The sequence below is a fragment of the Sphingomonas sp. CD22 genome, assembly GCF_034556155.1.
Taxonomy (GTDB): domain Bacteria; phylum Pseudomonadota; class Alphaproteobacteria; order Sphingomonadales; family Sphingomonadaceae; genus Sphingomonas.
In genome coordinates this window covers 1-23182 of sequence record NZ_JAYDYX010000012.1, presented here as the reverse complement: position 1 = coordinate 23182, position 23182 = coordinate 1, and the positions used below count along the sequence as shown (strand labels likewise).

The window sequence follows — 23182 nt, the reverse complement described above, 5'->3', positions numbered from 1 at the left end:
GATCCGGAGACGTTCATGTCCATCGATTTCGACCGTAGCGACGCGCTTCACCGCCCGCCCCTCGGCCAGACGCACGCACCCACCGGCAAGCCGCTGATCGTCACCCCGACGTTCGTCAGCCGCGTCGACGATACTGCGCGCGGCGACCGCCCGCAGGATTCGGGCTCCGCGAAGAGCCGTCACGGGCATGAGGTGCATCTGCCCAATTGGCGCCCGCGCGCACTGGCGCTGGAGAGCGACCCCAATCTCGCGTTCGAACATTGGGACGAATATTGGCGCAAGGTCCACGGCCCGAAATTCGCCTGGGACGAGCCGGGCAGCTCGTCGGAGCGGGTCGTGCGCTACGACCAGATCCACCGCGTCGCGAGCGGTCCCTCCTCCGCCTTCCCGCCGCCCTATCGCGCGATGGTCGACGAGCACGGTCTGCTGCCCGCCGATCCCTGGCAGCGGGTGCCCGCCTTCGTCCGCCCGCGCTGGGACGGCCTCGCCTATATCGCTTATGCCGAGGAAGCCGACATCGAGCGCACGCTCAGTCAGGACAAATTCGCCAAGCGGATCATCGCCGACGAACAGACCGCCTTCCGCATGGTGACGCGCGAGATCACCCGCGAATATATCCTGATCCCCAGCGAGCGGCACCGCGACGCGGTCAGCCTGGTCAAGATCCACATGCGCCGCCCCGATCTGTCGCGCGAGGCGTTCCAGGAGCGGCTGTTGCGCGAGCATGCGCGGCTGGTGATGGCGCAGCCGGCGACGGGCGAATTCGTCCGCCGCTATGCGCAGCTCCACAATATCGGCTCGACGCAGAAGGACCCGGAGGGCAGCAAGATCGATGCGGTGTCGATCTTCGCCTTCGCCTCGATGAACGACGTCGAGGATTTCCTGATGAGCAAGGATGGCGCGACGATCGCCGCGGCGGAGGCCGATCTGCTCGGCGAAGGCTCGGAATATTGGACGGCGATCAACTACAGCGTCATCAACCGCCTCCACCCGGAGCGCGCGACGGAGTTCTGACCCTCCGTCGGCGAGCAGGGGTACGCATATGCGCGCCCCTGCCGGCGCCCTCCGAATCGAACCTGCCAGCCCCGGCTGATCCGAGACGTCTGTAAACCCACCGATGCGCCTGCGAACGCAGGAGCCCGGAACGCCGCAGATCATCGTTCTGCCTGGCCCTGGGTTCCTGCTTTCGCAGGAACACTGTGGAGCAGCTACAGCCGATAACCCTCCACCGGCGGCGGATCAGCGGCGGACGTATTCCCACACCTTGGAGATGACGACCGAGCCTTCGCCGACCGACGAGGCGACCCGCTTGATCGACCCTGCGCGCACGTCGCCGACGGCATAGATGCCGTGGCGCGACGTCGCATAGGGCGAGGCGGCACCGGCGTCCGCGCCGGTCAGCACGAACCCCTTGTCGTCGAGCGCGACCAGTTGCGCCAGCCAGCCGGTGTTGGGCGCGGCGCCGACCATCACGAACATCGCGCAGGTTTCCACCCGCCGGTCGCCGGCCTTGTCGCGGATCGTCACCGCCTCCAGCCGGTCGGCGCCGTGCAAGGCGGCGACATGCGCGCCATATTCGATCGTGATTCCGGGATCGGCCTGCAACCGGCTCGACAAATAGTCCGACATCGACGTCGCCAGACTGTCGCCGCGCACCAGCAGCCGGACGTGCCGCGCGCTGCGGCTGAGGAACATCGTCGCCTGCCCGGCCGAATTGCCGCCGCCGATCACCACCACCTCCGCCTCGCGGCAATAGCGCGCCTCGGTCTCGGTCGCGGCATAATAGACGCCGACGCCCTCGAATTCGGCGAGCCGGTCGAGCGGCAGCCGGCGGTATTGCACCCCGGTCGCGACCACCACCGCATTGGCGCGCACCCGCTCGCCATTGGCGAAGGTCGCGCAGAACTGGTCGTCGGGCAGTGTTTCCAGCGATGCGACCCGCCGCGGCATGACGAAGCGCGTGCCGAATTTCATCGCCTGCACCTCGCCCCGCCAGACCAGATCGGCACCGGATATCCCGGTCGGGAAACCCATGTAATTCTCGATCCGGCTCGACGTGCCCGCCTGGCCGCCGATCGCGGTCTCGTCGACGACGAGCGCGCGCAGCCCTTCCGCGCCGGCATAGACCGCCGCCGCGACGCCGGCGGGGCCGGCGCCGACGATCAGCAGGTCGAACGCCTCGTGCTCGGGCAGGTCGCGATCGAGCCCGAGCAGCCGCGCGACCTTTTCCGGCGTCGGATCGGTGACGATGAGGTCGCGCCCGTAGAGCACCACCGGCGTGTCGTCCGGCGTCCCGCAGCTCACCGCCACCCGCGCGGCATCCGCGCTGCCGAGCGGATAGGAGCGGTAGGGCATGCGGTTGCGCGCGGCGAACTCCGCCACCCGCCGCACGTCGCGGTCGACCTCCTCGCCGACCAGCACGAGCATGCCCGTGCCCTCGTCCAGCTGCCGCCGCCGCCGCGCCGCCAGCACGGTGATGACAATGTCGGACATTTCGGGGATTTCGGACATCAGCCGCAGCATGTCCTCGCGCGGCACTTCGACGACGCGGGCGTCGGCGGCGGCGCGCATCGTCATCGACCAGCTGCCGCCCGACAGCAGCGAGATTTCGGCCATGAACTGCGTCGGTCCCAGCGTCGACGGGACCAGACGGTCGCCGGTGAACGGATCGACCACCTCGATCTCGCCGGTCTCGACATAGACGAACCGGTCCGCCGGATCGCCGATCTTGGCGAGCAGCTCACCTTTGCGGTAGCATCTCTCGCTGCCCGTCGCGCGAATCGCGCGGACATGCGCCGGCTCCAACGGAATGCGCTGCATCTCGTTGAGATCGCGTCCAATCGTTTCCATCGACCCATTCCCCAATCGCGCCCAAGCTAAGGACGCGATCACCGCACCGCAACGCCGTCATCGTCCGTGGCGCGGAACGCCGGTTCGTTACCGTATCGCCCCCGCTCGACGCCTCGCTAGGCGGGATCGATAATCAGCCGAATTCCTCCCCCGCCAGGGCAGGGCTATCGCATATGGCCCTCACGGTAAGTCGTTCGCCCTCCAAATCCACTTCGTCACCCCGGCCTTGCGCCGGGGTCCCGCTTCTTTGGACGGCGCGAAGAAGCGGGATGCCGGATCAAGTCCGGCATGACGGGGATGGGAAAGCCGTTGCAACACCCCAATGGCCATATGCGATCGCCCTGCCCGCCAGGGGGAGGTGGCATGCCGCAGGCATGACGGATGGGGAGGAAAGGGAAACATCGGTTCCGTGTCCTCCCCCTCCGTCACGGCTGCGCCGCGCCACAGTGCCGGGTCGGTCATGCCCCCGGCATGACCTTGAACGGCTGGGGACCGTTCAACCCGACACTCCCTGGCGGGGGAGGAATTGTCATCTTCCACAACTTGAATGTCGACCCGGCCTAGCGCGGCCGTCGCTTGTAGACCGGCGCCGCGTTGGCGCTCTCGGCGGCGGCGAGCAGGCGCCAGCGGTCGAACCGCTCGCGGGTCAGCGTTCCCGCCTCGATCGCCGCACGCACCGCGCAGCCCGGCTCGTTGCCGTGCGAACAATTGGAGAAGCGGCAATCCGCCGCAGCCAGCGCGAAATCGTCGAAGACGTCGGCGATGCCCTCCGCCGCTTCGGACAATTGCAGCTCGCGCATGCCGGGCAGATCGAGCAGCCAGCCACCGTGGTCGAGCCGATGCATCCGGCGTACCGTCGTCGTGTGCCGACCGGTGTCGTCGTTCGCGCGAATCGCCTGGGTGGCGATACTGTCCGATCCGCGCAGGCTGTTGACCAGGGTCGACTTGCCCACCCCCGACGAACCGAGGAACGCCACCGTCTGGCCGACGCCGCACCAGCCGGCGAGCCGCGCGACCTGCGCCGGTTCGCGCCCGTCGACCGTCTCGATCGCCAGATCGGGCTCGATCGCGCGGATCGCGGCGACATAGTCCGCCGGCGTCTCGGTCAGGTCGATCTTGGTGAGCACCACGACCGCCTGCACCCCGGCTTCGCGGGCGAGGACGAGATAGCGCTCCAGCCGCGCGACGCTGAAATCCTGGTTGCACGAGGCGACGATGAAGACGGTGTCGACGTTCGCCGCGATCATCTGCTCCTTGCGGGCATCACCGGGCGCGCGCCGCTTGAACAGGTTCTTGCGGGCGAGCACGCGGACGGGCAGCAGCGTGTCGTCGGCGATCAGCAGCCAGTCGCCGACGGTCGGATGATCGTCGGTCGGTCTGGCGCCCTGCACATAAGGCGAGACGAGCCTGTCGACGCCCGCGCCAACGACTTCGACCTGACCGCGATGCACCGCCATCACCCGCACGGCATGGGTCTGCGTCGCCTCCTCGGGCGTCAACTGGGCGGCGAAATGATCGTCCCACCCGAGGTCGCGCAATGTCTGGTCGGTCGAATTCATAATGTTCGCAGCAGCATCTTTCTGAGCACGGACCCGTCGCCGGTCATGCACGATCTTGCCCGGGCCGTCATGCGCCATCGTCGTCGCGACCCGGCGATCAATAGGCCACCGACAGCGACCAGGTCACCAGCGGGATCACCGTCGCGGTCTCGCCGCCCGGCCCGCTGAGCGCGGCGAGACGGTCGTCGCGGACCAGCGCCAGCGCCTCCCAGCGCATCGTCCCATGCGTCGCGCCGAGCAGGAACGGCGCCTCCAGCGCCGCGCCGGCGCTGGCGAACGATCGGTTGCCGCTGCGTGTGCCGTAGAAGCCGTGCCAACCCGTCCCGATCGCGAGCGGCAGGCTGAACCGCGGCGCGCGTTCGCTCTTGCCGAGGTCGACGCCCGGCTCGATCGCCGCCTGCGCATAGACGCCGCCGTCCCCCCTGGTCCGCGTCGTGACGACGAGGGTCGGCGCGATCCTGCCGAAGCCGTCCTTCCCGGCATAGGCGAGCGACACGCTGGCTTCGTGCGTCGTGCCCGATACGTGGTTGGGGCTGGTCTTGATCGTATAGACCGCGGCGGTCCGCAGCCCCTTCAACGGTGCGAAGACCAAAGCGGCGAGGGTGTTGCTCTCGTACCAGGCGCGCGGCGCGCGCGTCTCGCTTCGGCCCGGCGCGTGGACGCCGTTGGACGAGCGCAGCACCAGCCAGCTCGTCGTCTCGCCGTCCGCGCCGTGCGACAGGTCGATCGCGGCGCCGATCTGCGCGTGCACGGGCAGGCGCGCGAGATCGGCGCGATCGTCGTCGTAATTGCCGCGCGCGAAATCGCCGTTGCGCGCATCGAATGCGAGCATCGGGTGGACCCGGCCGTCGCCGACATCGGCGCTGCCCAGCGTGGCATCTTCGGTATCGATCGTCGGCACCGACTGCGCGCTCGCTCCGGTACCCGCCAGCCCGGCGCAGACGATCCAGGCACAGCGGCCTGCCCCTCGGGATATCCGTCTCATCATCGGCTCGTAACAAGCAGGATCGGGGTCCGTTGCGCCGGCGGCAAATAATCCGGACTATTCGTCGCCTGCCCGCGACGCTCTTGATCGACGTTTATACAGAAGAACGGCGCGGCCATATCTTCGCGATCAGGGAACGGATCGGCGTGCGTTGCGCTCTAATGCGATGAGCGCCAACACACCGTCAGATCGCGCCGCGCGCGACGAGGGCAACCCGCGATCGACGGCGAAGCTGTTCGGTCACCCCCTGCATCCGATGCTGGTGCCCTTCCCGATCGTCTGCTTCGTCGGCGCGTTGATCACCGATCTCGCCTATCTCGGCTCGGCCAACGTCCAGTGGAGCAATTTCTCGATCTGGCTGATCACCGCCGGACTGGTGATGGGCGGCCTCGCCGCGCTGACCGGGATCATCGATTACGCCGGCGATCGCCGCGTCCGCGCCGCGCGCCCGGCGACCCCGCATATGATCATCAACCTCAGCGTCTTCGTGATCGAGATCGTCAACGCCTTCGTCCACAGCCGCGACGGCTGGACCGCCGTGGTGCCGACCGGACTGACGCTGTCGGCGATCTCGGTGCTGCTGCTTGGCGTCAGCGCGTGGCTCGGCGGTTCGCTCGTCTACAAGCATCGCGTCGGGGTTCGGTCATGACCGTGACCCGTACGATCCTCGCCGGCGCCGCCTCCGCGCTGGTGCTGGCCCTAGCCGGCTGTAACGATGGCGGTGCCAAATTCGATCGCAACAGCCAGATCGGCCCCAATCCGGTCCTGCCCGCCCCGCAGCAATATCTCGTGCCACCGATCCATGTCGCCGAAGTCGTCGGCTGGGGCGCGAACGAGACGCCGATCGCACCGGCCGGGCTGCGCGTGCAGGCGCTGGCGCGCGATCTCAACCATCCCCGCAACATGCTCGCGCTGCCCAATGGCGATGTGCTCGTCGTCGAATCGCAGGGTCCCAATCTCGATCCGATCACCCGCCCCAAGAACCCGATCGTCTCCTGGGTGCAGAAGCGCGCAACCGGTCAGAGCGGCGCCAAGCCCAAGGGCGCGACCAACCAGATCACCCTGTTGCGCGATGCCGACGGCGACGGCGTTCCGGAGCTGCGCACCGTCCTGCTCGGCCATCTCAACTCGCCGTTCGGCGTCGTCTTCGCCGACGGCTATCTGTACGTCGCGGCGACGGACGCGGTGCTGCGCTATCCCTATGCGCTCGGCCAGACCCGGATCACCGCGGCGCCGGTGCGCCTGACCGAATTGCCCGGCGGCCCGATCGACCATCACTGGACCAAGAGCCTGACGCTCAGCCCCGACGGCACCCTGTTGTACGCAACGGTCGGTTCGAACAGCAACATCACCGAAAACGGCATGGAGGCGGAAAAGAACCGCGCTGCAGTCTGGGAGATCGATCGCGCGACCGGCCGGTCGCGGGTCTTCGCCTCGGGGTTGCGCAATCCGAACAGCCCGAGTTTCTATCCCGGCACCAACACCTTGTGGGTCGTCGCCAACGAGCGGGACGAACTGGGGCCGAACCTCGTCCCCGATTATCTGACCTCGGTGCGCGACGGCGGCTTCTACGGTTGGCCGTACAGTTATTACGGCCAGCACGTCGATCCCCGCGTCATGCCGCAGCGCCCCGATCTCGTCGCGCGCGCGATCCCCCCCGATTACGCGTTGAGCAGCCATGTCGCCGCGCTCGGCCTCACCTTCTACACCGGCAGCAGCCTGCCCGCGAAATACCGCGGCGGTGCGTTGATCGGCGAACACGGCAGTTGGGACCGCGACGAACTCAACGGCTACAAGGTGATCTTCGTCCCCTTCGCCAATGCCCGCCCCTCCGCCAAGCCACAGGATTTTCTGTCCGGCTTCCTGACCGCGGACGGCAGCAAGGTACGCGGCCGTCCGGTCGGCGTGGCCGTCGATCGCACCGGTGCCGTGCTCGTCGCCGACGATGCGGGCAACGTCGTGTGGCGGGTGTCCGCGGCACGATGAGCAGGCGACGCGCCGGGGTGCGACGATAGGTCTTACGCGACTGTCCTATCCCAAATCCGCTCGATATAGCGGCGTCTGCGAAACGCCCGGCATTCTGGCCGAAGCCGTTGCGCGACAAAGGAAATCATGGATGCTCGATCGCCGTCTGTTCTGTCTGGGCTCCGCCGCGACCCTGGCCCTGTCGCGGGGCGCGTCCGCTGCGGCGACCACGGCAGCCGGACCCGCCGATGCGGCATTGGCGCGCCTGCTCGACGATTTCTACAAGACCGCGCTCGACGAGAGCCCGACGCTGGCGACCTCGCTCGGCGTCGATACCGACACGCGGGCGTCGGCGAAGCGCCGCCTCGACGACGCGTCGCCGGCCGCGCTCGCGCGGCGCAAGCGCCTGGTGACGGAGCAGCTCGGCCAGCTCCGCCGCATCGACCGCGCGCAATTGAGCGCCCCTGCCGCGATCAATTATGATGCCGTCCTCTACGACACCGAAGCGACCGACGCCGCCGATCGCCGCTTCGCTTATGGCGGCACCGGTGCGGGCAGCCCGTATGTCCTGTCGCAACTGAGCGGCGCCTATTCGGGTACGCCCGACTTCCTCGACAGCCAGCATACGATCGCGACCGCGGCGGACTGCGAGGCCTATCTCTCCCGCCTCGACGCCTTCGCCGTCGTTATGGATCAGGAAATCGAGCGCGTCCGCCACGATGCCGGCCTCGGCGTCGTCCCGCCCGATTTCGCAATCGACGGCGCGCTGGGGCAGATGAAGGTGCTGCGCCAACCCGCCGCATCCTCGACGCTCGTCACCTCGCTCGCGACCCGCGCGCAGGCGAAGGGGATCGCCGGCGACTGGCAGGCCCGTGCCAGCGCGATCTACGACAAGAAAGTGGTTCCGGCGCTCGACCGGCAGATGGCGCTGCTCACGACGCTGCGGGCGAAGGCGGTGCACGATGCGGGCGTCTGGCGGTTGCCCGACGGCGACGCTTATTATGCCGCATCGCTGCGCGCGGCGACGACGAGCGACCTGTCGCCCGACGAGGTTCACCAGATGGGGCTCGACGTCACGCGTGAATTGAGTGCGCGCGCCGACATGCTGTTCGGCAAGCTCGGCATGACCAAGGGCACCGTCGCCGAACGGTACGCCGGCCTCTTCAAGGACCCGCGCTACCTCTATCCCAACACCGACGCCGGCAAGACCAAGGAGATCGCCGACCTCAACGCGCTGGTCCAGGCGATGCAGCAGCGGCTGCCGGCCTATTTCGCGACGCTGCCCAAGACGCCGCTCGAAATCCGCCGCATCCCCGCAGCGACCGAGGCGGCCTCTTCGACCCATTATACGGAGGGAAGCCTCGACGGCACGCGCCCCGGCATCTACTGGCTCAACCTGCGCGACACCGCCGAGGCGCCGTTCTGGGACATGCCGACGACGACCTTCCACGAAGGCGTGCCCGGCCACCATCTCCAGATCACGCTGCAGCGTGAATCGGCGCTGCCGATGTACCGCAAGATCCTGTTCTTCGGCGCCTATATCGAAGGCTGGGCGCTCTATGCCGAACAGCTCGCCGACGAGATGAACTTCTACAGGGATCAGCCGGCGTGGGAGCTGGGCTATATCCACGACGCGCTGCTCCGCTCCGGCCGGCTCGTCGTCGACACCGGCATCCACGCCAAGCGCTGGAGCCGCGAGAAAGCGATCGCGACGCTCAGCGGCATCGACGGCGACCCCATCTCGCTGTCGACGCAGGAGATCGAACGCTATGCGGTCTCCCCCGGTCAGGCGAGCAGCTATATGGTCGGCAAGATCACCATCCTGCGCCTGCGCGAAAAAGCGAAAGCGGCCCTCGGCGCGGCCTTCTCGATCGGCCGCTTCCACGATGCGGTCCTGCTGGCCGGCGCACTGCCGCTCAAGGTACTGGAAACCCGCGTCGACGCCTTCATCGCCAACGGCGGCCGCGCATGAGCGGCGGGGAAGGAATGGCCGATCGGGCCATGGCCGTTCGACGGTCAGGGTTACGGGCCGAACCCGTATCGCTCTGATCCGAACGGTGCCTTCGACCGTCACCCCGGCCCTGAGCCGGGATCCCGCTTTTCCCGAGGCCGGAGCCTAAGGCCGATCGCCATTCAGCTTGTGGGCTATTGTAATTCCTCCCCCGCCAGGGAGTGCCGGGTTGAACGGCCCCCGGCCGTTCAAGGTCATGCCGGGGGCATGACCGACCCGGCACTGTGGCGCGGCGAAGCCGTGACGGAGGGGAGGACACGGAACCGACGTTTCCCTTTCCTCCCCCTCCGACATGCCTGCGGCATGCCACCTCCCCCTGGCGGGGGAGGACTTACGCTCCGACGATGAATGTCGATCCCGCCCACAGCGGGACCCCGGATCAAGTCCGGGGTGACGATCCAAGAGCCTGCGACATCAACCCAGGCCGTATCGCTTTGATCGGAACCGTGATCAGCCGTCACCCCGGCCCTGAGCCGGGGTCCCGCTTTCCTGCGGCCGAAGCCTACAGCGGAACCCCGGATCAAGTCCGGGGTGACGATCCAAGGGCCTGCGACATCAACGCCGCCCCTCCGCTCCCGCCGGTCGGCGGGAGCGGAGGCTGCGGTCAGAAGCGCGCCGGCTGGGCGTAGCGGGTGCGCTCCTCGCGCACCTGATCGGCGGTATAGGCAGGCGCATCCGGATCGAACGAGCTCCAGCCGCTCTCGCGATAGCTGGCGCCGCGCGTCGCCGCCGTCACCGAACCGTTCCGGTCGAGCACGGCTTCGGCCTCGCCGACCAACGCGTCGGGCACCTTGGCGCTCACCAGCGACCCGCCGCGACGGACACCCTCGGCATAGACGTGGGCGTCGTTCTCGTCATGCCCGGCGTCCTTGAGCGCGCCGACGATGGTGCCCGTCGCCGCGCCGCCCGCTGCGCCTATCCCGGCGCCGGCGGCCGTCGCCGCAAGCCATCCGGCAGCGACGATCGGTCCGAGCCCGGGGATGGCGAGAAGCCCGAGCCCCGCGAGCAGACCGCCAGCCCCGCCCAGCATCGCGCCGGTCGATACGCCACGGCTGACATCGCCGTGATCGTTGACACCGTCATGATCGTGCGCGGTACGGTCGTCGTGATGGCCGTCGGCATTGCTCGCGACGATGCTCAGATCGCCATGCGCGATCCCGAGCTGTTCCAGATCGCGGACTGCGGTGGTGGCATCTGCATAATTGTCGAACAGTCGCGTGATGGTCTGTGACATGAAATCTCTCCTGGTGAATTCGATCAGCGCGTGGTGATGTTGCCCTTGTAGTCCAGCATCACCGTGAGCTGCTTTCCGCCCTTGGTCGCCGCACCCTGCCAAAGGCCGTTCTGCTTGGTGAGCTTGGACGCGAGCGTGTAGCCCGCCTTCGCAAAGCGACCGCGCGCCTGGTCCTCGGTGAACGAATTGGCGCCCTTGGCGGGCGCCGCGACGCCGTGCGGCGCGCCGTTCTTTACCGCCGGGTTATGGGAGCCGGCCTGCGTCTGCGCCGGCGCGGCGCTGGCGAACAGGGCGACGGCCGAGGCGGCCAGCAGATATCGAACCATAAACTCTCCTGGGTTGATGTTGTCGTGTGCTCGCCGGGTCTGCGAACGGCCCGCGTTCGCGGGACCGGCCGGCGATGTCGCTCGCGCGTCGGCCCGGCCGTATCGCCCCGCCCGGTCGGGCGGGACGCACGGCCGAGCTGTCGCTCAGCGCACCGCGCCGCGGCGAAAGAGGTTGATGATCGCCAGCAGCACCACCGCGCCCAGCAGCGATACCACCACGGACTGGATGCTGATCACGCCGCTGGTGATCGGTGCGCCGCCGATCAACGGGGTGATCAGGAAGCCCGCCAGCATGGCGCCGACGATGCCGACGACGATGTTGAGGAAAATCCCCTGCTGGCCGTCGGTGCGCATGATCATGCTCGCCACCCAGCCGATCAATCCGCCGACGATAAGAAGTACAATCAGTCCCATGGTGGTTCCTTCACATCATGAATTCGTGGTCGCTCAACGGGCGACGGCACGATGATGTTCAGATCGGCACCGGATCGCGGGCCGGGACCATTGGTGCACCAGCACTAATCGGACTAGTATCGATCGGGAACGTCGGCGCCGCCCGCGCGCTTGTAGGACCATGCCGACACCCGCTTCCTCGCCGACGCTCCGCCACCTCAAACAGCTTATGGCGCAGTTGCTCGACGGTGTGATCCTGCTCGATGCCACCGGCATGATCCTGAGTGCCAACGCCGCGGCCTTGCGCATGCACGGCATCGAAAAGCTCGAGGATCTGGGTGCGAGCGCCGAAGGCTATGCCGAACGCTTCACGCTCCGCTCCGGCACCGGCCGGCGGCTGAAGCGCCGCGACTATCCGCTGTTCCGGCTGCTCGCCGGGGACAGCTTTCCGGACGAGATCGTCGAGGTGATGCCGGCGGGCGAGGACGAGGTGCGCTGGGTGCATCAGGTTCGCGACGTCACGATGGATGTGGATGGCGGAGAGCCCGACTATCTCGCCCTCGTTCTCTGCGATGTCTCCGCGCGGTTCGATGCCGAAGCGCGGTTCAAGGCGATGTTCCAGGCGAACCCGGCGCCGGCGCTGGTCGTGCGCCTGTCCGATCTGCGCGTGATGCGGGCCAATCAGGGATTCCAGGCGCTGACGGGGTTCGGCGAAGACGACCTGAGGGGCAAGGCGCTGTTCGGCCTCGATCTGCTCGGCGGCTTGGCGGACGCGAAAAAGGTCAAGACGTTGATCGAGGAGGGGCGGGTCGTGCCCCAGGCCGAAGCCGAATTGCTCGCGGCGGACGGATCGCGGCGGCTGGTCTTGTTTGCCGGCCAGCCGATCGACGTCACGCAAGAGGACGCGCTGCTGCTCACCTTTGCCGACCTTCAGCCGCGCCGCGAGGCGGAACAGGCGCTCGCCGCCAGCGAACGGCATCTTCTGACCGTGTTCGAGATGGCCCCCGTCGCCATGGCGGTGACGCAAGGCGCCGACCGGTCGATCACCCGCGTCAACGCGGCGTTCCGGGCACTGACGGGATATGACGGCGCAGAGCTGACCGGGCCCGCGACGGACGGCCAAGGCGTGTGGGACGTACGCGACGCCTATCACGCAGCGGACCGGCTCGTGGCGGAACACGGCACGCTGCGCCACTATGAAGCGCGGCTGCGGTCGCGCACGGGCGGATTGATCGACTGCCTCGTGTCGGGCGAGGCCATCAACGTCGATGGGACGGATTGCGTGTTGTGGGTCTATCAGGACGTGACCGAGCGCCGCCGCGACGAACTCGAACTCGCCAAGGCCATCGACGAGGTGATGCAGGATACGAGCTGGTTGAGCCGCTCCATCCTCGACAAGCTGGCCACCCTCCGCCGCCCGCAGACGCAGTCTCCCGCCGAAGACCTCAGCCCCCGCGAGCGGGAGGTACTCGGCCTGATCTGCGACGATCTGGACGATACCGGCATCGCCGAGCGCCTGAGCCTGTCACGCAACACCGTGCGCAACCACGTCGCGCGGATCTACGCCAAATTGGGGGTGAGCCGGCGCAGCGGCGCGGTCATCTGGGGTCGGGAACGCGGCATGGGCTCGCACGGCTCGTAGCTCGCGGCCCCAGCGCGGATCGACAGTCATCGGCGCCGTGCGCGATGCCGCGTTCGAGTCCGCGCAATTCGGCGAGGCCGCGCATCCGCCCGAGCAGCGAATAGCCGGGATTGGTCGTCCGGCCGAGATCGTCGAGCATCTGATGGCCGTGGTCGGGTCGCATCGGGATGCTGCGCCCCTCGCGGACCGAGAGGCGATGCACCGCCGCGACGACCGCCGTCATGCCGGCGTCGCCGCCGAGATGCTCGGCCTCGTGAAACGCGCCGTTCGCCTCGCGCTTGACGGAGCGCAGATGGAGGAAACCGATGCGATCGCCCAGCCGATCGACCATGCCCGGCAAATCGTTGTCGGCCCGCACCCCGAACGATCCGGTGCACAGACACAGGCCGTTCGATGCGTTGGGCACGCGCGCGAAGAGGTCGGCGACATCCGCCTCCGTGCTGACGACGCGCGGCAAGCCGAAGATCGGAAAGGGCGGATCGTCGGGATGGACGACCAGCCTGATCCCCAGTTCGTCCGCCAGCGGACACACCGCCTCGAGAAAGGCGACGTGATGATCGCGCAACCGCGCCGCATCGACGTCGGCATAGGTGCCGATCGCCCGCAGGAATGCGGCGGAGGTGAACCCCTCCTCGCTTCCCGGCAGACCGGCGATGATCGTCCGCTCCAGTTTTGCGCGTGCCGTCGCGTCCATCGCGGCGAAACGCGCCGCCGCCGCGCGGCGCGTCGGCGCGTCATAGCTGTCCTCCGCGCCCGGCCGCTGCAGGATGTGCAGGTCGTAGGCCGCGACTGCCACCGCCTCGAACCGCAACGCGCGCGCGCCATCGGGCAGTTCCCAGTCGAGATCGGTCCGCGTCCAGTCGAGCAACGGCATGAAATTATACGTCACCACATCGATCCCGCAGCTGGCGAGGTTGACGAGGCTCTGCCGGTAATGGTCGATCAGCATGTCCCAATCGCCCGAGCGCGTCTTGATCCGCTCGTCGACCGGCAGGCTCTCGACCACGGTCCAGTCGAGCCCCGCGGCCGCCACCATCGCCTTGCGCTCGGCGATCGCGTCGCGGTGCCACACCGCGCCGTTCGGCACCTCGTGCAGCGCGGTCACCACACCGCCTGCGCCCGCTTGGCGGATATCGCGCAACCGTACCGGGTCGGCCGGCCCGAACCAGCGCATCGTCTGTGTCATCAACACGATATCAGTCTTCCACAATCGTCGTGGCCGCGCGCGGTTTGGCGCGCAGCAGGCTCCACAGAACGGCGGCGGCGAGCAGGTCGAGGCCGGCCAGTGCCGCGAACAACGGATCATAGCCCCAGGCATCCGCGCTCTGCCCGATCAGCAAGGTGAACAGCATGCCGCCGACCCAGGCAGAGGTGCCCGCCATGCCGCTCGCCGTCCCGACGGTGCGGCTGTCGAACATGTCCGCGCACAAGGTGATCAGCGCCCCGCTCAACATCTGATGCGCAAATCCGCCGATGCAGAACAGCAGGATCGCGACCCCCGGCGAGGCGGCGAGACCGATGCACGCCGGCCCGATCATGCAGATCGCGCCGACCGTCATCGTGATCTTGCGCGACGCGACCAGCGACACGTCGCGCCGCATCAGCCAGTTCGGCAGCACGCCCGCGGCGAGACTGCCGAAATCGGCTGCGAGGAACGGCATCCATGCCCACAGCGCGATGCTCTTCAGATCGAGCTGCCAGACCGAGACGAGATACAGCGGGATGAAGAAGTTGAACGTCTGCCACGCCGGTTCGGCGAGGAACCGCGGGACCGCGATACCCCAGAACGCGCGGCTTTTGAGCAGATCCCGGCGCGTCGCCGGCTTGCCACCGACGTCCTCGTCACGCGCCGCGGAAATCGCATCGCGCTCGGCGACGCTCAGTGCCGGATGATCCGCGGGGCTGCGATAGGCCCAATACCAGAGCAAGGCCCAGACGAGGCTGAGCCCCCCGGTGACGACGAACGCCGCCTGCCAGTTCCAGGCGAGGATGCAGAAAGCGACGAGCGGCGGCGCGATCATATTGCCGACGCTGGTGCCCATCTGGAACACGCTGGTCGCCAGCGAGCGTTCGCGCGGCGGAAACCATTCGGACACCGTCTTGGCGCCTGCCGGGATCGCCGCCGCTTCGCTGGCGCCGAGCAGCGCGCGAAACAGCGCGAGGCTCGGCCAGCCCGTCGCCAGCGCATGCGCCATGTTGGCGAGCGCCCAACCGATCGCGAACAGGAAGAAGCCGAGCCGCGTGCCCAGCGCGTCGAGCACCCCGCCCGCGACGGTCTGCATCACGGTATAGCTCGCCTGGAATGCCAGCACGACCCAACTGTAATCCTCGGTCGTCATGCCGAATTCGGTCTTGAGCTGCGGCGCCGCGACCGACAGCGTCGAGCGGGCGAGGTAGTTGAGGATCGTCCCCAACGTCACCAGCCCGATCAGCCGCCAGCGTAAGGGAATGTCGCGCCAGCTACGCCGAGCCTGGCTCATCGCACGATCTCGATGCCGGAGACGATCGCGTCGCCCTTGGCGGGGACGAAGGCGAGATCGAGCTTGCCGCCGCGCACCGTGACCACCGCGCTGCGGGTCAGCGCCTTCGCCGTGCCGCCGGCTTGGCGCGCGATGTCGAGCCCTTTGACGATGGGCTTGCCGTCGGCGGTGACGTCGAACACGCGTGCGCCCGCCGCCAGCGCCGGTTCGACGAAGGTCACGGTCACCGTGTAGCGACCATCGGCCAGCGGGATCGCATAAGCGAAGCGGCCTTCGCGATAGGTCGCCGCCACCGCGGCATCCGCCGTGCCCGCGATCACCGCCGCGACCGCAGGCTTGCCGTAATCGGCGGGCTTGGTCAGCGTTCCCGCCGTCCCGCCGGTGAAGAAGGCGTCGGACCCGAACCGCCGCGTCGCGGGCGCAGGGACGATCGCGCCGGCGTCGATGCGGACGTTGGCAGCAGCGTCAGCGGAGAGCGTCCAATCGACGCGGTCCTCGGTGGTTCCGCCGCGCGCGACGAGCGCGTTGCTTCCCGCCGCGAGCGCGACGTTCTGCCAGACGCAGATGCGATCCGGGCAGCCGCTGCGCGTTCCCAACGAGCGCCCATTGAGCAGCAGGTCGGTCGAGACCGCGTTGCTGTAGACGCGCACGTCGGTGACCGGATAGGCGCGGTCTACATACCGCCGCCCGTTGATATGGACCGTCGGCGTCTGGCTCCAATTGGCCTTGTAGAAGTAATACGCGTCCTTGCGGATCGCCCGGTCGTAGGTGACCAGCCCCTTGGTATTGATGTCCTGCGCATCGCCTTCGGCCCGGATCGTCGTTGCGAAGTCGAACGAATTCCACAGGAACGTCGCCCAGAGATAAGGTCGCGCCTTCAGCGTCTTCCACGCCTCCTCATGGATATAGCTCTCATATTCCTCGGGCTGGACGCGCCCGCGCGAGTCGATCGGGCCGCCGTGGACGTCGTCGGTATGAATGGTGGTCGCACCGCCAGCGCCATATTCGGTCACCGACAAAGGTTGTTGCGGGCGTTTGGCGTGGAGCAGGTCGAGATGCGGGCCGAGATCGCCGGGAATGCCGAAATACCAGCCGAAATAGCGGTTCGCGCCGCCCAGATCGGCAGCATTTGCGGTGGTCGGAATGGTCACCTTGTCGTCGAACAGCCGCCCTTCGCAACAGGTCGCGAGCGCGGTGCGGCGGCTCGGGTCCTCGGCATGCGCGACGTCCTGCAACGTCTTGAGCAGCGGCATCGGATCGGGTGTCCGGCCGTCGGCGAAGCCGGTCAGGAAGGCCGGGAAGGAATTGCCGAAATCGACCTCATTGGCGATGCCCCAGGTGACGACCGAGGGATGGTTGCCGTTCTGGCGGATCAGTTCGCGCATCTGCTGGCGAGCATTGTCGACCAGCGCCGCGCGCGGCTCCAGCTCGCCGCGCCGCGTCCAGGCGGACACCAGCGGGATCTCGTCCCATACCAGAATGCCATAACGATCGGCGAGATCGTGGATCGTCTGGCCATGCTGATAATGCGTCAGGCGGATCGCGTTGACGCCCATCTCGCGCATGATGGCGACATCGGCGGCGACATCGGCGGCGTCGATCGCCCAGCCCTTCCCCTCGCGGTCCTGATGATAGCCGACGCCGTGCAGCGACACGTGCCTGTCGTTGAGGAACAGACCCTGATCGGGGTCGATGCGGATCGTGCGGATGCCGAACGGCTGGCGGACGCGATCGAGCAGGCGACCGCGCGGATCGGTGACATCGACCGACAGCGTGTAGAGATAGGGATCGTCGGTCCCCTGCCAGCGGTGGGGATCGGCGACGTCGAGGACCAGCGCGCCCTCCTGCGTGGCGCCGCCGGCGAGCTGCAGCGACGACCGGGCCGATGCCGCGACGCGTCCCTCGGCATCGATCAGGCTGGCGGTGATCCGGGCGGCACCGGCGCGACGGCCGGCGTTGGCGACGCGCGTCCGGACATCGATCCGGGCGGCGGTCGCGCTGGCGCTGGCGGTGGTCGCGAAGACGCCCGAACCGCCGGAATCGGAGAGATCGACATGGATGGGATCGACCGCGATCAGCCGCACCGGACGGTATAACCCGCCATGGACGAAGAAATCGCCGGTCAGCGGCAGGATGTCGGCGGTTGCCGCATCCTTGCCGGCGGGAACGCTATTGTCGGTGCGCACCACCAGGACGTTGTCGCCGCTCTTGCGCACCGCGTCGGTGGCATCGAGCCGGAACCGCGAAAAGCCGCCGGCATGATCGCCGAGCTTCCTGCCGTTGAGCCAGACGCTGGCGGTCCGGCTCGCCGCGTCGAACTCCAGCCAGATACGCTTGCCCCGCATCGCCGCCGGAACGGCGAAGCGCTGGCGATACCAGCCGAGCCCCTGCGTCTTGTCGACCGTTTCGGCACGGTGGATGTGGTTCTGCGGATCGGGGCGGTAGAAGCCGACGCGGTTCCAGCTGTGCGGCACGGTGACCGCCTGCCAGCCCGCATCGTCGAAGCCCTCGGCGGTGACGTCCGCAGGCGCGTCGCCCTGGTGGAAACGCCAGCCGGTCGTCAGCGGCTGGCTGGCGCGGGCGTCGCCCTGCGCGGACGGCGTCGATACCTGCGCCCGTGCCGCGGCGATCGGCACGCCGGATACCAGCGTGCCAGCGACGAGCAGCCGCATGAAACGGTCAGTCATCATGATTGTCTCTCCTGTCCGGTCGGCGATAACATCAAAATATCGGCCTTACCAGTGGCTCGTCCACTTATCAGGCGACACGCGTTCCGCCTGCCCGCTGCGGCCTCAAACCACCTCTTGCCGAGCCCATGGTGACCATGAACACCTTCGGACAACCCGTGGTCGGATAAGGTGATATTGACTATACAGACCAGTCACCTAATGTGGCCTTACCAGACCGCAACCATGCGGCGTTACATCAGGGATGAGGACAGCATGCGCAAAGGTATCGTTTGGCTGAGTGGCGTCGCGACGCTGGCATTGGCGCACCCGGCGTTGGCCCAGGAGGGCGGCATCGCCCCCGCCAACACCCCATCCGGTAACGGCGCGGCCAGCCCGCTCTCGCCGCCCGGCGACCAGCAGGGTTCGAACACCTCGGCCACCGACACCGGCGCCCTGGAGGACATCGTCGTCACGGCGCAGAAGCGCGAACAGAATCTGCAGGATGTGCCGGTCGCGGTCACCGCGATCACCGCCGATACTCTGGTCAATCGCAACGTCGCGACGGTCAGCGACCTGACGCGGCTAGCCCCCAGCCTCACCGTCACTACGGGCGCGGTGCCGACCAACAATTCGATCAACCTGCGCGGCATCGGTACGGTCGCCTTTTCGACCGCGATCGAGCCATCGGTCGCCGTCATCGTCGACGACGTCGCCCTGCTGCAGCAAGCGCAGGCCTTCTCGGGCCTCAGCGACATAGCGCGGATCGAGGTGTTGCGTGGTCCGCAGGGTACGCTGTTCGGCAAGAACGCGTCGGCCGGCGCGCTCAACATCGTATCGCAGGGGCCGAGCGCCACGCTGACCGGCGCGGTCAGCGGCACCGCGACGACGGATGACGAATATCGCGTCGATGCGGTGATCTCCGGGCCGATCGCGGAGCATGTCGGCTTCCGCCTCAACGGCTTCTACGGAGATCGCGACGGCTTCATCAAGAACGTCTACGACGGCCGCCGGCTCAACAACGATCGCAGCTACGGCCTGCGTGGCCGCCTGGCGATCGATCCCCTGCCCGGCCTCACCATCGACCTGATCGCGGGTCATTCGATGTCCGAAAGCCGTGGCACGGCGCGGACGTTCCGCACCGTGCCCGCCGGCGCCGCGGTCTACGGCACGCCGCTCACCGCGACGCTGACGGGGATCACCCCCGGCGAGGACAATTTCAGCACCGCCTTCAACGGCCCGCTGTTCAACAAGAGCCTGCAGACCAACGGCAGCGGCCGCGTCACCGTCGATCTTGGCGCGGCGAACCTGGTCTCGATCACCAGCTATCAGGACTGGCGCTTCCGCTTCATGGAGGATTTCGACTATATCGCCAGTCCGGTGCTGGGCCTCGCCAACGGCATCGTCGCGCAGAGCGGCTTCCATGCCCGCCAGTTCGCGCAGGAGCTGCGCATCGCCTCCAAGGGCTCCGATCCGCTAAGCTATGTCTTCGGTTTCTATTATTCCGACGGCAAGACCGATCGCAACTTCGACCGCGGCCCTTCGGGTCCCGTCGTCGCCCGGTGGAATTCGACCAGTGGCACGACGACCTATGCGGTGTTCGGCCAAGCCTCCTACGACCTCGCCCGCGCGACGCATTTGGATGTCGGGCTGCGCGCCAATCACGAGGATGTTTCGGCCCGTTTCATCAATCTGGTGACGCCCGCGACGGTGCCGGCGAACAATGCCACCTGCCTCGCCCAATGCCTCGGCAAGGCGAAGGACAGCGTCGTGACCGGCAAGATCGCGCTGCGTCAGGATCTTGCCGAGCGGATCATGGCCTATGCGTCCTATTCCACCGGCTATAAGGGGCAGGGATACGACATCTCGACGGGCTTCACCGCCGCGCGCGCAGCGGTGCCGGTGCGGCCTGAAACGTCGAATGCCTATGAGCTTGGCCTCAAGAGCCGGTTCCTCGACAATCGCTTCCAGCTCAACGTCGCCGCCTTCTGGACCGACTTCAAGGATTTCCAGGCACAGTCCGGCGTGCAATTGCCGGATCAGACGATCCAGTTGCAGCTCAACAACGTCGGCAAGGTACGCACCCGCGGCATCGAGGCGGAGTGGCAGGCACGGCCGACCGAGATGCTGACGATCGACGGCGGCGCGAGCTTCACCGATGCCAAGATCCGCGAATATCCCAACGCGCAATGCTATACCGGCCAGACCGCGGCGCAGGGCTGCCTGCCGGTGGCGGGATCGGCGACGGGATTCCAGAACCTGGCGGGGCAGCGCCTGGCCAATGCGCCGCGCTGGAAGTTCAACGTCGGCGGCAATTACGACGTACCGATGCCGCAATTGCCGTTCGACGGCTTCGTCCAGGCCGACGTCAGCTATCAGAGCGCGGTGAAGTTCGACTTCAGCAACCCCGCGCTCGTGCAGGGCGCCTATGCGATCGTCAACGGCAGCATCGGCATCGACCAGAAGGATCGCGGCGGCGTGCGCGTCGCGCTGTTCGTCAACAACGTGTTCGACAAACATTATGCCAGCGCGCTCGGCATCGCATCGGGTGGCACCGCCGGGCTGGTCGCGCAGACCTTCTCGCGCAACGCCCGCCGCTACGCCGGCATCCGCGCGCGCGCGCGCTTCTGATGCCGTCCGTGTCCCGCGGCGGCGTCGCGGGACCGGCCCTTACGATCCACGTTTCGCAGACAGGTGACCCGATGAAGACGAAGATGCGAACGCTGTTGCTGCTATGCGCTGCCGTCGTCGGAAGCTGCGATGCTCCCCTGTTCGCCAGATCGGCGGCGCGCACCGTCGCGCCCGCCGAAGCGGCGGCGGATCGCTGGGCGGCGGAGACCGAAGCGCGGATGACCGACGACGAGCGGTTCTCGCTGATCCACGGTTTCATGGCGTTGCGTATCCCCGGCTTCGGCGATCCCAATCTCGTCTGGCCCGACGATGTCGTACCCGGCGCGGGCTATGTTCCCGGCGTTGCGCGGCTCGGCGTGCCGTCATTGCGCGAGACCGACGCGAGCCTCGGCGTCACCAATCCGTTCGGGATCCGCAAGGACGATACCGCCACCGCGCTTCCCGCCGGATTGGCGCTGGGCGCGACCTTCGACCCGGAGATGGCGCGGCGCGGCGGCACCCTCGTCGCCCAGGAGGCGCGTGCGCGCGGTTTCAACGTCTTGCTGGGCGGCGGCATCAATTTGACCCGCGATCCGCGCAACGGCCGCAATTTCGAATATATCTCCGAAGACCCGCTGCTCTCCGGCTTGATGGGCGGCGCCGCGATCCGCGGCACGCAGGAGGCCGGGGTGATCGCCACCGCCAAACATTTCGCCCTCAATTCGAACGAGACGAACCGCCACACCTGGAACGCGACGATCGATGAGGCGCCATTGCGCGAATCCGACCTGCTCGCGTTCCAGATCGCGATCGAGACCGGCAAGCCCGGATCGATCATGTGCGCCTACAACCTCGTCAACGGCGCCAAGGCATGCGGCAACGACTTCCTGCTCAATCGCGTGCTCAAACAGGACTGGCGCTACAAGGGCTGGGTGATGAGCGATTGGGGCGCGGTTTCCGCGGCCGATTTCGCGATCAAGGGCCTCGACCAGCAATCCGGCGACCAGCTCGACAAGCAAATCTGGTTCGGCGCGCCGCTGAAGGCGAAGCTCGCCGACGGCAGTTTCGACCGGACGCGCCTTTCAGACATGGTGCGGCGCATCCTGCGCTCGATGAAGGCGGTCGGTGTCACCGACTGGTCGCAGCAGGCGCCGGTCGACATGGCCGCGCACGCCGCCACCGCGCTCGAGGTCGCGCGGCGGGGCATCGTATTGCTCAAGAACGACGGCGTGCTGCCGATCGCGGCGACCGCACGAACGATCGCGGTGATCGGCGAGAAGGCGCAGATCGGCGTTCTATCCGGCGGCGGTTCATCGCAGGGCCTGCCGCCCAAGGGCTGGGCGGCGAGCGATCCGATCGGCGGCAGCGGCCAGATGGGTAGCTGGCGTATCGCACGCTGGTTCGCCGGCGCCCCGACCGACGCGCTCGCCGCCGCCGCACCGCAGGCGAAGGTGGAATTCGATCCCGGTCTCTCTCAGCAGGCGGCGGCCGCCGTCGCGGCGCGCGCCGATGTCGCGATCGTCTTCGTCAACAAATATGAGGTCGAGGGATTCGATTCGCCCGATCTGGCGCTCCCCCGTGGGCAGGATGCGATCGTCGCGGCGGTCGCCAAGGCCAATCCCAATACGATCGTCGTGCTCGAGACCGGAAATCCCATCGCGATGCCGTGGCGCGACCAGGTGAAGGCGATTCTCGCCGCCTGGTATCCGGGACAGGAAGGCGCGCAGGCCATTGCCGACGTGCTGACCGGCAAGATCAATCCCTCGGGCCGCCTGCCGATCACCTTCCCGATGGGCGTCGAACAATTGCCGCGAACGACGATCCCGAGCTTCGGCACCCCCGAAAACACGCCCGTTACGGTGGCGATAAACGAGGGTGCGGACGTCGGCTATCGCTGGTTCGCCCGCAAGGGTCTGACGCCGATGTACGCCTTCGGCCATGGCTTGACCTACGCCGACTTCGCTTATTCGGGGCTAAGGGTCCAGGGCGGCAGGACCGTCACCGCCACCGTGACGGTACGCAACACCGGCAAGCTCGCCGGCGCCGACGTGCCGCAACTGTATCTCCGGTCGATCGATGGCGTCGCCGAGCCGCGCCTGCTCGCCTTCGGCCGCGTCGAGCTGGCGCCCGGCGAACAGCGTACGGTGACGCTCGTCGCCGATCCGCGACTGCTCGCCCGTTACGATACGGCGGCGGGCGCCTGGCACATCAAGCGCGGCCGATACGCACTGGCAGTCGCCAAATCGGCATCGGACCCGGTCCTTACCGGTGTAGTAAGACTGCGCGAGAGAAATTTGCTGCGCCGATAGAGGGTGCTTTGGAACAGGACGGGTGGCCTGCGTTTGGATCCAGCGGCGTTTGCGCTGGGTTCGGCCCGCCAGGAGACGAAGGTTCAGCGCAACGCTCATGAACCAGACGCGAAGAAGCCCGCCAAGTCGTTGGACGTGCGGGCTGTTTACGA

At 67.6% G+C, this 23182-nt stretch carries 16 protein-coding genes; 7 read left to right on the top strand and 9 right to left on the bottom strand.

What is annotated here, in order from left to right:
• Positions 1-15 precede the first annotated feature (15 nt).
• Entirely contained in the window at positions 16-1014 is a 999-nt protein-coding gene (locus tag SFC76_RS18080; RefSeq protein WP_322850803.1) for an EthD domain-containing protein, read from the top strand.
• Positions 1015-1239: 225 nt separating this feature from the next.
• Here SFC76_RS18080 and SFC76_RS18075 read toward each other — a convergent pair whose 3' ends face one another.
• The 3 genes from SFC76_RS18075 to SFC76_RS18065 form a co-directional block, all read right to left on the bottom strand.
• On the bottom strand, positions 1240-2850 hold the full coding sequence (locus SFC76_RS18075) for an FAD-dependent oxidoreductase (RefSeq protein ID WP_322850802.1): 1611 nt from the start codon (positions 2848-2850) through the stop codon (positions 1240-1242).
• Between the two features lie 560 nt (positions 2851-3410).
• Positions 3411-4409 carry a ribosome small subunit-dependent GTPase A gene (gene rsgA / locus SFC76_RS18070; RefSeq protein WP_322850801.1) on the bottom strand — a complete coding sequence of 333 codons (999 nt, stop codon included), beginning with the start codon at positions 4407-4409 and terminating at the stop codon, positions 3411-3413.
• Positions 4410-4506: 97 nt separating this feature from the next.
• The gene (locus SFC76_RS18065) at positions 4507-5310 is read right to left on the bottom strand and encodes a hypothetical protein (protein WP_322850800.1); all 804 of its coding nucleotides are present in this window, start codon (positions 5308-5310) and stop codon (positions 4507-4509) included.
• Positions 5311-5560: 250 nt separating this feature from the next.
• On the opposite strand from SFC76_RS18065, the gene SFC76_RS18060 reads away from it, so the two are divergent.
• The 3 genes from SFC76_RS18060 (at position 5561) to SFC76_RS18050 (ending at position 9331) form a co-directional block, all read left to right on the top strand.
• The gene (locus SFC76_RS18060; protein WP_322850799.1) at positions 5561-6043 is read left to right on the top strand and encodes a DUF2231 domain-containing protein; all 483 of its coding nucleotides are present in this window, start codon (positions 5561-5563) and stop codon (positions 6041-6043) included.
• Positions 6040-7380, top strand: a complete 1341-nt coding sequence (locus SFC76_RS18055) for a sorbosone dehydrogenase family protein (protein WP_322850798.1) — start codon at positions 6040-6042, stop codon at positions 7378-7380. Before SFC76_RS18060 ends, SFC76_RS18055 begins: the two co-directional genes overlap by 4 nt.
• A 130-nt stretch (positions 7381-7510) precedes the next feature.
• Positions 7511-9331, top strand: a complete 1821-nt coding sequence (locus SFC76_RS18050; RefSeq protein ID WP_322850797.1) for a DUF885 domain-containing protein — start codon at positions 7511-7513, stop codon at positions 9329-9331.
• 643 nt (positions 9332-9974) lie between these two features.
• On the opposite strand, the gene SFC76_RS18045 is transcribed toward SFC76_RS18050, so the two are convergent.
• From SFC76_RS18045 to SFC76_RS18035, 3 genes are all read right to left on the bottom strand, one after another.
• Positions 9975-10604 (bottom strand): hypothetical protein, encoded by a 630-nt coding sequence (locus SFC76_RS18045; RefSeq protein WP_322850796.1) that lies wholly within the window; start codon positions 10602-10604, stop codon positions 9975-9977.
• 23 nt (positions 10605-10627) lie between these two features.
• Complete coding sequence (locus SFC76_RS18040; RefSeq protein ID WP_322850795.1) at positions 10628-10930, bottom strand: hypothetical protein; 303 nt, start codon at positions 10928-10930, stop codon at positions 10628-10630.
• 144 nt (positions 10931-11074) lie between these two features.
• The gene (locus tag SFC76_RS18035) at positions 11075-11344 is read right to left on the bottom strand and encodes a GlsB/YeaQ/YmgE family stress response membrane protein (RefSeq protein ID WP_038658230.1); all 270 of its coding nucleotides are present in this window, start codon (positions 11342-11344) and stop codon (positions 11075-11077) included.
• Positions 11345-11504: 160 nt separating this feature from the next.
• Between SFC76_RS18035 and SFC76_RS18030 the strand changes: the two genes are divergently transcribed.
• The gene (locus tag SFC76_RS18030; RefSeq protein WP_416222443.1) at positions 11505-12965 is read left to right on the top strand and encodes a PAS domain S-box protein; all 1461 of its coding nucleotides are present in this window, start codon (positions 11505-11507) and stop codon (positions 12963-12965) included.
• On the opposite strand, the gene uxuA is transcribed toward SFC76_RS18030, so the two are convergent.
• The 3 genes from uxuA to SFC76_RS18015 are packed head-to-tail and all read right to left on the bottom strand — an operon-like array spanning position 12922 to position 18135.
• Positions 12922-14151 carry a mannonate dehydratase gene (uxuA, locus tag SFC76_RS18025; protein WP_322850793.1) on the bottom strand — a complete coding sequence of 410 codons (1230 nt, stop codon included), beginning with the start codon at positions 14149-14151 and terminating at the stop codon, positions 12922-12924. The two genes, SFC76_RS18030 and uxuA, sit on opposite strands and share 44 nt — an antisense overlap.
• A 10-nt stretch (positions 14152-14161) precedes the next feature.
• A complete protein-coding gene (locus SFC76_RS18020; protein ID WP_322850792.1) occupies positions 14162-15445 on the bottom strand; it encodes an MFS transporter in 1284 nt (427 codons plus the stop codon).
• Complete coding sequence (locus SFC76_RS18015) at positions 15442-18135, bottom strand: glycoside hydrolase family 2 TIM barrel-domain containing protein (RefSeq protein WP_322850791.1); 2694 nt, start codon at positions 18133-18135, stop codon at positions 15442-15444. The genes SFC76_RS18020 and SFC76_RS18015 overlap by 4 nt, the downstream gene beginning before the upstream one ends.
• Before the next feature lie 252 nt (positions 18136-18387).
• Between SFC76_RS18015 and SFC76_RS18010 the strand changes: the two genes are divergently transcribed.
• Positions 18388-20742 (top strand): TonB-dependent receptor, encoded by a 2355-nt coding sequence (locus tag SFC76_RS18010; protein ID WP_322850790.1) that lies wholly within the window; start codon positions 18388-18390, stop codon positions 20740-20742.
• 71 nt (positions 20743-20813) lie between these two features.
• Positions 20814-23030: a beta-glucosidase gene (locus SFC76_RS18005; protein ID WP_322850789.1), complete on the top strand. Its 2217-nt coding sequence runs from the start codon at positions 20814-20816 to the stop codon at positions 23028-23030.
• Positions 23031-23182: the final 152 nt, after the last annotated feature.

Bases quoted from the DNA above. Each gene is read 5' to 3' on its own strand.
- SFC76_RS18080 (WP_322850803.1), top strand. From the start codon at position 16: ATGTCCATCGATTTCGACCGTAGCGACGCGCTTCACCGCCCGCCCCTC.
- SFC76_RS18075 (WP_322850802.1), bottom strand. From the start codon at position 2,850: ATGGAAACGATTGGACGCGATCTCAACGAGATGCAGCGCATTCCGTTG.
- rsgA (WP_322850801.1), bottom strand. From the start codon at position 4,409: ATGAATTCGACCGACCAGACATTGCGCGACCTCGGGTGGGACGATCAT.
- SFC76_RS18060 (WP_322850799.1), top strand. From the start codon at position 5,561: ATGAGCGCCAACACACCGTCAGATCGCGCCGCGCGCGACGAGGGCAAC.
- SFC76_RS18055 (WP_322850798.1), top strand. From the start codon at position 6,040: ATGACCGTGACCCGTACGATCCTCGCCGGCGCCGCCTCCGCGCTGGTG.
- SFC76_RS18050 (WP_322850797.1), top strand. From the start codon at position 7,511: ATGCTCGATCGCCGTCTGTTCTGTCTGGGCTCCGCCGCGACCCTGGCC.
- SFC76_RS18045 (WP_322850796.1), bottom strand. From the start codon at position 10,604: ATGTCACAGACCATCACGCGACTGTTCGACAATTATGCAGATGCCACC.
- SFC76_RS18040 (WP_322850795.1), bottom strand. From the start codon at position 10,930: ATGGTTCGATATCTGCTGGCCGCCTCGGCCGTCGCCCTGTTCGCCAGC.
- SFC76_RS18035 (WP_038658230.1), bottom strand. From the start codon at position 11,344: ATGGGACTGATTGTACTTCTTATCGTCGGCGGATTGATCGGCTGGGTG.
- SFC76_RS18030 (WP_416222443.1), top strand. From the start codon at position 11,505: ATGCCGACACCCGCTTCCTCGCCGACGCTCCGCCACCTCAAACAGCTT.
- uxuA (WP_322850793.1), bottom strand. From the start codon at position 14,151: ATGACACAGACGATGCGCTGGTTCGGGCCGGCCGACCCGGTACGGTTG.
- SFC76_RS18020 (WP_322850792.1), bottom strand. From the start codon at position 15,445: ATGAGCCAGGCTCGGCGTAGCTGGCGCGACATTCCCTTACGCTGGCGG.
- SFC76_RS18015 (WP_322850791.1), bottom strand. From the start codon at position 18,135: ATGATGACTGACCGTTTCATGCGGCTGCTCGTCGCTGGCACGCTGGTA.
- SFC76_RS18010 (WP_322850790.1), top strand. From the start codon at position 18,388: ATGCGCAAAGGTATCGTTTGGCTGAGTGGCGTCGCGACGCTGGCATTG.
- SFC76_RS18005 (WP_322850789.1), top strand. From the start codon at position 20,814: ATGAAGACGAAGATGCGAACGCTGTTGCTGCTATGCGCTGCCGTCGTC.